General features: G+C 48.2%; 5 protein-coding genes. 4 read left to right on the forward strand and 1 reads right to left on the reverse strand.

Annotation, left to right across the window (positions count from 1 at the left end):
• Positions 1 to 124 precede the first annotated feature (124 nt).
• On the reverse strand, positions 125 to 2,614 hold the full coding sequence (locus JX312_RS03745) for a leucine-rich repeat domain-containing protein (RefSeq protein WP_204457121.1): 2,490 nt from the start codon (positions 2,612 to 2,614) through the stop codon (positions 125 to 127).
• A gap of 133 nt (positions 2,615 to 2,747) precedes the next feature.
• Here JX312_RS03745 and JX312_RS03750 point away from each other — a divergent pair, with 133 nt between their 5' ends.
• From JX312_RS03750 to JX312_RS03765, 4 genes are all read left to right on the forward strand, one after another.
• The gene (locus JX312_RS03750; protein ID WP_204457122.1) at positions 2,748 to 5,372 is read left to right on the forward strand and encodes a zinc-dependent metalloprotease; all 2,625 of its coding nucleotides are present in this window, start codon (positions 2,748 to 2,750) and stop codon (positions 5,370 to 5,372) included.
• Positions 5,373 to 5,397: 25 nt separating this feature from the next.
• A complete protein-coding gene (locus tag JX312_RS03755) occupies positions 5,398 to 8,454 on the forward strand; it encodes a TonB-dependent receptor (protein WP_204457123.1) in 3,057 nt (1,018 codons plus the stop codon).
• A gap of 69 nt (positions 8,455 to 8,523) precedes the next feature.
• Complete coding sequence (locus tag JX312_RS03760) at positions 8,524 to 10,299, forward strand: RagB/SusD family nutrient uptake outer membrane protein (RefSeq protein ID WP_204457124.1); 1,776 nt, start codon at positions 8,524 to 8,526, stop codon at positions 10,297 to 10,299.
• Positions 10,262 to 10,483: a hypothetical protein gene (locus JX312_RS03765; RefSeq protein WP_204457125.1), complete on the forward strand. Its 222-nt coding sequence runs from the start codon at positions 10,262 to 10,264 to the stop codon at positions 10,481 to 10,483. The genes JX312_RS03760 and JX312_RS03765 overlap by 38 nt, the downstream gene beginning before the upstream one ends.
• Positions 10,484 to 11,141 lie beyond the last annotated feature (658 nt).

The raw sequence follows: 11,141 nt of genomic DNA on the forward strand, positions 1-11,141 counted from the left end.
TGGGTCGTTGGCTGAATGATTCGGACCATTCTGACAGCATCCTCGCCATCCGGCTAAAATAAAGGCGGTGTGTCAAAATTGATAGAATTTGACACACCGCCTTGTATTGATTTTAAACAGGCTCTTATTTCACTATGACTTTTGAAGTCTTGTTGCCTTGACGGCGGATATAAATTCCGGGTTCATTGCCGCTTACCTTAACGCCTTGAAGATTAAAGTATTCAGCCTCACAGTTGTCTGTTGCCTCAATCTCTTCTACAGCCGATCCCTCGACGGTGATGTCGACCGGCACAGTTGTGAGCGAAAGTTTCGGAAGCATGGCGTTGGTCATCGTGCAGACAGCTTTCTCTGCAGACTTTGTGAATGTGAACAAACCGTTCATCACACTGAAGTCTTTGATTTCCTCAGTTCCGGAAGTCCAGACGTACACGGTCTCGACATTGTCCACCATTGCCTGTGACGAAAGGTCCACCTTACCTTCGGCTGCGGTCACAACCATGGGTTTCTGGTTGTTGTAGGTATAATTTGTCGCTATCGATGTTGACGGAAGTGTTTCAAAAGTCAGCTTGTTGTTGGATATGTTCAGAGTCGCCAGTTTGGCAGGAAGCACGAGTGAGGAGATCTTGTTGTTCATTGCGAACAGACGTCCTTTCTCGCCCATATGTGACACGTCTACGGTCTCGAGATTGTTGTTGTTTACCGTGAGCTGTGCGAGTTTCGCAAGTTTTGAAACGTCGATGGTCTCAAGGTTGCAGTCAGTTGCCATTAATGTGGCGAGCTCAGTGTTGTTCTCAAGGTTGATGGTTGTGGCTTCTGCGTTCTTGTTGTTGAAGTTGATCAAAAGGTAGTTCAGCTTTGTCGCTTTGCTCAGGTCAACCTTGAAAAGGTCGTTCTCGCCGGCTTCAGCGGTGTTCTGCGCCTCTATGCGGGTCAACGCGCAATTTTCGGGGAATCTGATGTCCGAGATGTTGTTGCCGTTGATATGGAGTTTTGTCAATGCCGCATTACCAGTCAGGTCAAGAGAAGTCAGGGCATTTGAAGCGAGAATGAGCTCATCTATTCCGGAAAGCTTAGATAGATTAGCGGATAATATTTTTGTAGCCGCACCTGCTTCTTTATCCCATGCGAGGTCAAGCACGTTGATAGTCGACGGGTTGCTGCCGTATACAGTCACATTTGTGCCTGCAACCTTGCCGGTGGGTGTGCCGTATTCCCAGTCTGTATTATAATTCTTCGTCTCCACCGGATTTGACAGTGTCCCGTTGCCCCAGTCAACCTGCACGCTCTGCTTGTCGGTAGTGGATATGTTGAGTGTCATTGTCTTGCCTGTTGCTTCAGGGGCAACGATGAATGAGAAGAGCATTCTGGGCCATACTTCCGACTGCCCTACTGTTACGGCGGTAGTCGAGAGCGTCAAAGAGGGGAATGCGGCGTTCGTCATCTTGCAGACATATTCTCCCGCCTCGCAGAATGTAAACGTGCCATTGTCTTCGTTGTATATTCCCTCTACGGTCTTGCCGTTTGATTCCCAGGTGAATACGGTTGTGGTTTCTCCGACTTTGGCAAGATTCGAGAAGTCTGCGATATTCTTGCCGTTGAGAGTGTTGTTGATCACAGCCTGAGGCGCGTATACATAGTTGGCGGCAACTTTCGTCATGCCGGGTGTCGGGAGTGTCTCGAAAGTAAGATTGTTGTCGGCAAGGTTCAGACGGTTCATCTTGCTGGCGGATGTGTCAGGAAGCTTTACACTCAGAAGGTTGTTGTGGTTTAGATAAACGGCAGCGCCGTTTGCCACCATGCCGGAAAGGTCTGCTTTTTCCAGACTGTTCCACTGGGCGTTGAGAGTCTTGAGGCTTGTGAACGGTGTCAGATCAAGTTCCGAGATTCCGCAGCCATTGATATTCAGCGTCGCGAGTTTTGTGTTTTTGGAGATATCGAATGTGTCGGACCATCCGAGTTCGGAATATAAGTTGGCGGCAACGTTTAGTGAGGATAGCTCCGGCAGTTTCGACCAGTCTGCGGCAAGAACCTGATTGTTGCCCGCACCGCTGTTAAGTGAGCCGGAGGTTACATTGAAGTTGTTGCTTACAGTTACTGTCTTAAGGTTCGGGTTTTCACCAAAAATAAGGGAAGTCAGGCGGTTGTCGCTGGCTCTGAGGCTGGTAAGGGCAACACATTTTGATATGTCAAGACTTCCTATGTTGTTATTGTCTAAAACAAGTTCTTTCAGTCCTGCCAGTTGGGAAACGTTGATTCCCTTGATTTTTGCATCTGCATCGTCGGCTTGGGTCCAGTCTGCCGAGAGGTAGTTGATTTTCGATGCGTCGGGAGCATACACCTTGATGGAAGTGCCTGCAATAGTGCCGTCAACTTCGGTGAATACATATCCTGCCGCATCGTAATCGGCAATCGTGACATCCCTGAGAACGCCGTCACCCCAGTCTACCTGTATTGTCGCTCCATCGGTAGCGGAAATCTGGAAAACCATTTTGCTTTCAACCGCAGCGCGGTCTACGGTAAATGTCAAAGCCGGCGTAGCGGCATCATCGGCGAAAGCCGGAGATGCGAATCCCAAGGCTGCCGCCAATAATGAATAAGTAAAGAATTTCGCCATAAGTTATTACCTTCTTATAACGAAATCCGTGGAACCAGTCACGTTTTGCGAATCCTGCCGCGAAACAATGCTCCTGCTTCAAAATTCGGTTTTCACATCATTCTTATTCATAATATTTCTAACCTAAAAGTATATGAACCCTAAATCTGCGAATTATGCGATAGCCGCTTTTCTGGCAATCGGCGCGTTATGCTCCTCTCAACCTGCAGAGGCAAAGAAGAAGAAAAAAACGGAACTCCCCAAGACAGAGCTTTCGCAAGAGGCAAAAGACAGCGTGGCATTCCATAAAAAGCTTAAGGATGCCTCGGTGACATGCGGAATGTTCAATACTTATCTTGACAATAAAGGAAAACTGTATTTCGAGATTCCGGACTCTGTGTTAGGAAAGACCTATATGCTCGTGAACCGCGTTAATTCGTTGTCACAGACCAATGACTGGGTTGCCGGTCAGGTGGTGTCGTCCCGGTTGATACGCTTCTCGCGCAATGACAACAATCTTTTCATCACTCTTCCTCAGTCTACGAGTGTCGTTAAGGATGATGATCCCATCCGTGCCTCTTTCGACCTTAACTTTGCGGAGCCTATCCTCAAGTCTTTCAAAATAGATCACAAGAGTAACGGCAAAATATATGTCGATGTCACCTCTTTCTTTGCGGGCAACGAGAAATCGATTTCCCCGATTAAGGAAGCTAATCCCTTATCAAAACTTCTCGGTGGTAAGGATGGCATCAAGGGCACATATTATGCCGATGGTTCAGGAGTGATTTCTGCAAAATCGTTCCCTCAGAATGTAGAGATAAAAAGCCGTCTGGCTTATACCACTCCCACTGCTGCCAATCCGTATACGGTCACAATGTCGCGCAATATTGTGCAGCTTCCCGATGATCCCATGCCTGTCCGCTTTCATGACAAGCGTGTCGGTTTCTTCTCGGAATATAAGAACCTCTATTCTTCCAAACTTGACGGTACCAAGACTTATGAGATCATAAACCGTCATCGTCTGGAACCGAAGGATGAAGACCGCGAGGCTTATTTTGCAGGAAAGCTTGTGGAGCCTAAAAAGAAGATCGTATTTTACGTGGATTCCGCTTTTCCCGAAAAATGGCGTCCTGCCGTAAAGGAAGGTATCGAATATTGGAACACGGCTTTTGAGGCTGCCGGTTTTAAGAATGCTATAGAGGCACGTGACTATCCCAAGAATGACCCGGATTTTGATCCGGACGATATCCGTTATTCCTGCATCCGCTATTGTGTAACTCCTACCGCCAACGCCATGGGACCCTCTTATGCCGACCCACGCACGGGCGAGATTCTCGGCGCGGACGTGATTTGGTATCATAATATCCTCAACCTTGTGCACAACTGGCGTTTCACACAGACAGGTGCTGTCGATCCTCGTGTGCGCAAACCGGTGTTTGACGATGACGTGATGCATGAGTCGCTCACTTATGTAGCGGCGCATGAGATAGGTCACTGTCTCGGACTTATGCACAACATGGGTGCATCGCACTCCTTCACTCTTGACAATCTCCGGGACCCTGCTTTCACACAGAAGCACGGCACGACTCCATCCATCATGGACTATGNCCGCAACAACTTTGTGGCGCAGCCGGGAGATCTTGAGCGTGGCGTTCGACTCACCCCCCCTCCGGTAGGCGTCTATGACATCTATGCCATCAACTGGGGCTATCGCCTTATTCCCGGCGCAGACACCCCGGAGGCGGAGAAACCGACTCTCGACCGCTGGATAGCAGAAAAAGCCAATGACCCCATGTATGAATTCGGANCGCAGCAGTTCCTCGGGCTTGTCGACCCGACAGACCAGACTGAAGATCTCGGGAACGACCATATCAAAGCCGGAGACATGGCGATATCGAATCTCAAGATAATCATGAATAATCTTGAAGACTGGGCGGGAGAGCCGGGCGAAGATTTCGAACCTCTATCCGACAAGTACAAAGCTATGTGCCAGCAATATCTTCGTCATGTAGGTCATGTATATCCCTACATCGGCGGCGTTGAGTTCAAAGAGATACGCCAGGGCGCCAAAGACAACGGCATGCAGCGCAATTTCATTCCCAAGGCAAAACAGCGCGAGGCTATGAAGTGGCTGTTGAATCAGGCGCGCACAAGCGACTGGATGGTTCCCGCCAAGCTGATTGCAAAATTCGAGGAGCCTTATCAGTACCGCGACAAGATGCAGCGCAATGTAGTTGCCTGCCTGTTTATCTCTACCAACCTGCAGCGCATAAAAGAGGGTGGCGAACTTGATCCAAAGTTGAATTATACGCTTCCCGAATATATTGCCGAAGCTTACAACGGAGTTTTCGAGGCAACAAAGAAAGGCAAGGCTCTCAATGCCACAGAGCGTAACATGCAGCAGGCTGCAATCGACGTGATGACCACATATTCGGGTCTCAAACCTAAGGTGGCAAAGTCTTCCCGTTCCTTTGCAGAAGAGGATGCGATGACGGTAGTGGATGAATTTGCCGAGTTTATGGCTCTTTCCACCCTTCCGGAATTTCCATGCGGATTTTCGGCTTGTCAGGCGCATGAAGACGGGGATCACTCTTTCTTCCGTCTCCTTCTCAACCAGACACCGCTTCCCACAACGGAATTGCGTCCGATGATGACCTCTCTCCTACGCAAGACGCAGAACCTTTACAAGACACGTCGTGCGTCTACTGCCGACGCTGCCACCCGAGACTTCTACGACTATCAGATCCTTGCGATAGAGCGTACGCTTAACGGCAAGTAATATATTAAGAACTAATCAGATATAAATGAGATCCATCCTGTCAATATTTTTTCTCTGCCTCGCGGCTATAGCGGCTTTCGCACAGTCCGCGCCGGTCTCCGGCATCGTGGTGGATGAGAAGGGGGAACCCCTGATCGGAGTCACTGTCAAGGTGAGTGGGACCACAATCGGAACCTCCACCGACATTGACGGTAAGTTTACAATAAATATGCCCGGTAAAAAGGGAGCGCTGATATTTTCTTATGTCGGATATCGTCCGAAGAATGTAGATGTCGCTTCGGGGCAAAAAATCGGGACCGTTAAGTTAGAGCCTACTACGGGAGATCTTGACGAGCTCGTGGTTATCGGTTATGGCACAGCCAAGAAGAGTTCGCTGACCTCTTCCGTAGAGGTGGTGTCGGGTGAAGAACTGACCAAGATTCCTGCCATGAACGTAGATGAGTCTCTTGCCGGTCAGATTCCCGGACTCGGAGTCATGTCGAATAACGGTGACCCGTCTTCTAATGCAGAGGCTTCAATATCTATTCGTGGTAACAACGGAAGTCCGCTGCTCGTGATAGACGGTGTGCCTCGCCTTGGCACAAATACAGGCGACGGGGAAATGCGTCTCTCCGACTTGAATCCGGATGATATCGAAAGCATATCTATCCTTAAGGATGCAGCCGCTTCGGCTGTTTACGGAGCGCGTGCGGCAAATGGCGTTATCCTCGTGCAGACAAAGCGCGGCAAGGATGGCGGCAGGGCGCGTGTGAATTTTCGCGGGCAGTTCAACTTCCAGGAGGCTACGTATCTTCCCAAGTTCCTTGACGGCTACCAGTTTGCGGAGCTTTATAACCGTGTGGTAGAGGAGTCGGGAAGCGATGTCTACACTAAATATGATCTTGACGCGATCCGTTCCAATCCAAACCTGTATGGAAACGAAAACCTGCTTAACTATCTCGACAAGTGGGGACACTCGCAGCGCTACACCCTTTCGGTTTCGGGTGGTGTGAAGTCCGTGCGCTATTTTGTGTCGGCAGGTTATACGAATACGAAAGGTCTGTATTCGAACGTGAGCAGGGACAGGTTCAACTATTCTGCAAAGGTTGACGCAGACCTTTTCAAAGGTCTTTCAATGTCGGTTGACCTTACCGGAAATGTGTCTTCCAATAAAAATTCATCATACACTACTATTGATGCGGCTTATAGTTTCTCACCGTTGCAGGTGCTCCGCTTCACTGACGGCAATCTTGCCAGCATCGAAGGTTCCAATCCCCTTATCAACGTGGAAGGTCTCGGCGGTTACAACAAGGTGAAGTCGGATTACCATACCATCAATGCCCAGTTGCGCTATAAGATTCCCGGTGTCGACGGTCTGCAGGTCTACCTTAAGGGAACTCTCGACCTCAACCACCAGAACTCTTCGGAATATCGTAAGCCGGTTACTCTCTATCTGTATGACGAAGCTACGGGAACAACGTCCATCGACTCCAAAACCGTGTATCCCAACGCGAAAATCACGCTTAAGGACAGGTGGCAGACAATCAACAACAAGCTTGTGGAGTTGGGCGTGAACTATAACCACACGTTTGCAGAGAAACACGATGTTACCGGTCTGCTTGTAGCGAATTATCAGGATTACAACAATAAGTATATCAACGGCACAAATCCTAATCTTCCGGGTCAATACCCCGAAATTATCGGATCTACCTCCACCGGACAGCTTGTCGGATCGGAATACTATAGCCAGAGGGCTTCGCTTGTCGGTCGTGCCACATACGGTTACGCGTCGCGTTATTTCGCCGAGTTCAGTTTCCGTGTTGACGGTTCCACGCGTTTCGCGCCTGAGCATCGCTGGGGTTTCTTCCCGACGCTTTCTGCATCGTGGGTCATATCAAATGAGAAATTCTTCGAACGTATCCCCGGCGATATGATATCGTTCGCCAAATTGCGCGGTTCTGTAGGTATCCTCGGTGATGACGGCGGTGTGGGAGATTACAGCTATCTTAAGCAATATATGTTCAGTCCGAACGGAGGTTATCCTATAGGTGGCAATTTCGCCCCCGGTATCATGGTTTCCACCGGCACTATACCCAACGAGAATCTTCAGTGGGGTAAATCTAAAGACTGGAACGTGGGCCTTGACCTCGGTTTCTGGAATAATCGTGTTAACGCTACCGTTGAATACTATCAACGTTACCGCACTAACCTTGTGACAAGCGCACCGTCATATCTGTTCCCGCCGTCAGTAGGTAATGACGGCTCTGTGCCGAACATAAATATCGGTAAGATACGTTTCCAGGGTTGGGATTTCTCTGTCAAGCACCTGAACACTGTGGGCGATTTCAAATATAGCGTGGGCGTGAATCTCTCGGTATCCAACAATAAGGTGCTCGATTATGGAGACGAGTCTGCGGAGCTGCCCAATTTGCGTCGTGCCGGTAAACCGTATCTCGTATGGTCGCTTTATGAGGCTGCCGGACTTTTCCAGAGCTATGAGGAGATAGCCAACTGGCCCGTTGATCAGGATGGCATGGGCAATGCCACTCTCGCTCCCGGAGACATCAAGTATGTTGACCAGGATGGAGATAAGGTGCTGACGTCAAACGACCGTGTGTATGTGAAAAATTCTTCGCGTCCGGACCTGAATTACGGTATAAGCCTTTCGGCATCATGGAAGGGTATATATATGTCGGCACAGTTCCAAGGAGTGGCAGGATATAACCAGAAGATCACAGAACTGTATACGCTTGAAAGCCGTTCGCTCCAGCGCTTCCAGGATTATCATATGACCAACACCTGGACTCCTGAAAATCCGGGAGCGGAATATCCCAGACTGAAATTTGCTTCGTCAAGCGATAACAACCGTAAAGAGAGCACATTCTGGGTTAAGGAATGCGACTTCCTGCGTCTGAAGGCACTGACTATAGGTTATCGTTTCCCCTCGAAATGGTTGAAGCGCGCAAAGATATCTTCGCTTGATGTTGCACTCCAGGGCGGTAACCTCTTCACGATTTCTTCGCTCCATAACATGGATCCGGAGTCATTGCGTGGCTACCCGCTCTCCCGCACGTATGGCGTTACACTTAACTTCGGTTTGTAGGATTTGCCTAACATAACCTAATCTATACAGTTATTATAATTCTTATAATCCCTATCTCTTTAAGATAAGATGAAAATCAAAAATATATTTCTCTCTTTAGGTCTTGGACTTGCGGGTGTTGCCGGATTCACATCTTGCGACAGCTTGTTCCGTGACTTCCCCAATGACAAGCTTCCTGCCGAAGTGATCTGGGAAGACCCCCTGCTGCTTGACGAATATGTATTGCCATGGTACCGTAATATGGATCGCGGTTTCTATACATATGTGACCACCATAATGAAAGGTCTCGGTGCGGAGTATGAACCATGGTATGGAGATCAACTTACAGTGGGCAAGCGTGACTGGTATAATGGTGACTACGGCAACATCCTCAAGAGCATGGCGCAGGATATAACGACCCGTGGCAAGACAGACTGGCTGAGATATTACACTCAGATCAATTCAATAAATATTCTTCTGGAGAATCAGGATAAGCTTACGCCTTCCGTTAAAGACAGGGTTCTTGGCGAAGCGCATTTCTTCCGTGCATATTATTATTATCTGATGCTCCGTTCTTTCGGGGGAACCATGATAATAACCCGCCCCTATGACCCATTGGTGGATGATGTTAAATTCCCGCGTGCCACATACGAGGAGATGGTGGAGTTCATAACCAAAGAGGCGGAGGAGGCATCCAAACTTTTATCTGTGTCCAACTCGGCGTCGGATGTCGGTCGCCCTACAAAGGGTGTGTGTTATATGCTAAAGGCGAAGACTTATTTCTGGGCTGCAGGCGACCATTTCCAGAATCAGGAAAAAGGGTTTCTCGGTTTCCCGGATAACCGCTCCATGGAGCTTCTGGACCTTGCTGCGGCTGAATATGATCGTGTCATAGCCACTAACCAATATGACCTTATTCCGATCATGGCTACAGACCGTGACGGAGTGGTGGCTGAATACCGCAACATATTCCTTACAAAAAATTCCAAGGAGTCGATATGGGAAGTGCAGCATGCCAATGACGGTAATTTTGCCAGTGCCAACGGACATAAACTCGACAGGGATGCTGCCGCATCTTCTTTCGGAGGAACTACTGCTGCATACAATCCGACTCAAAACCATGTGGACGAATATCGTATGGCGAACGGTAAGAGAATCAACGAAGCGGGGTCTGAATATGACAAGAATAATCCATATGAAGGTCGCGACTTCCGTTTCTATGCCAATATTCTCTATGATGGAGCGCAGTGGAAAGGGCATACGATGGATCTTCACTACACTGTGCAGGATGGTAAGGAAGTGGCGGGAGAAGATCTCACGCCTTACGGAACGTCCACGACTGCAGCCGTGAGCCGCACCGGATATTANATGGCAAAATTCCTTCGTGAAAGTCAGGCTATAAACACAGACGACACTTATGCCTCTTCGCAGAATTGTATACTGTGGCGCTATGCGGAACTTCTTCTTGATTATGCTGAGATTGATTTCAAGAAAGGTCGCACTGGCGATGCCCTTGAGAAAGTAAATAGGATACGTCGACGTGTGCATATGCCCGAACTTGAATCCGTGACCTGGGATGACATAATGAATGAGCGTCGCGTGGAACTCGCTTTTGAGAAAACCACCTATTGGGACTTGCTCAGATACAACATTGCCGAAGAGAAGATGACCGGTTCTACAAATCCGCTTTTCGGAGTGAAGATCGTATATAATGAAGACGGCAGCAAGAAGATTTCCAATCCGACAGTCAACGGTCGCAACACCGTGGTCAGGTATTTCCGCGCACAGCAGTATTATCTCCCTCTCGATTGGGATGACGTGCGCTATCATGGCTTGGAGCAGAATCCTGGATGGAAGGAAATGTAATAAAGACTTTAGGGTCTTTAAGGACTTTAAGGTCTTTAGGGTCATTAAGGACTTTAAGGACCTTAGAGACACTAAAGACCCTAAAGACCCTAAAGACCCAAAAGACCTTAGAGACTTTAAAGACTTTAGAGACCCTAAGGACCCTAAGGATTTTAAAGATTTTAACCCCTTTAATTTAGAATAATATGAAAAAAGTTTTACTTACACTGGCGGCATTGACCGCAGTATCCATTGCCAACGCGCAACAGACCTATAACTATTTCGACCCTGCCGACTGCGATGCCGACGGTTGGCTCTGGTTTGACACTCAGGAGAAACTCGAAAAATATTGCGGTTTCGAAAATGAAGGAAAAAAAATTATCCTTTTATCAGCTACTTGGGAGAATTCAAACGGAGAATTTGAANAGCCTACGCTTGATGGCAATCTCAAAGGATATAATGCGGAAGGTAAACAAGGAGAAGAGGGCTCCTGGACGGGAGCGATTTCCCTCAGTCCCAATGATGGTAAGCTTTCTTATGGAGGAGACAACCCTATTGGAGGGGGTATTATGCTTCAGCTCCCTGATATCGCGGAATATTCTCTTGCGCTATCCACTGAAAATGATCTTATCTGTTTGGGATTGTACGGATCAGAGGGAATAGTCCCTATAAACGACTGCTCTGTGATTCAGATATATACAAAGATGGGTTGGATTAACACTGCTCTTGCAAAAGTTTCACAATTTAAATGGAATGATATTCAGAATGTGACAAATAAAACAAATTCGTTTAAGCTTCCTACTGCTAAAGGCAAGAGCGTTACCAGTGCCATGCGGAACAATAGCAAATATCCACTTTTGGTA

Source organism: Barnesiella sp. CU968 (assembly GCF_905219685.1).
GTDB lineage: Bacteria > Bacteroidota > Bacteroidia > Bacteroidales > Muribaculaceae > Lepagella > Lepagella muris_A.

What these genes read in the sequence shown, in the direction of transcription:
- JX312_RS03765 (WP_204457125.1), top strand. Translation starts at nt 10,262, where the DNA reads ATGGCTTGGAGCAGAATCCTGGATGGAAGGAAATGTAATAAAGACTTT.
- JX312_RS03745 (WP_204457121.1), bottom strand. Translation starts at nt 2,614, where the DNA reads ATGGCGAAATTCTTTACTTATTCATTATTGGCGGCAGCCTTGGGATTC.
- JX312_RS03755 (WP_204457123.1), top strand. Translation starts at nt 5,398, where the DNA reads ATGAGATCCATCCTGTCAATATTTTTTCTCTGCCTCGCGGCTATAGCG.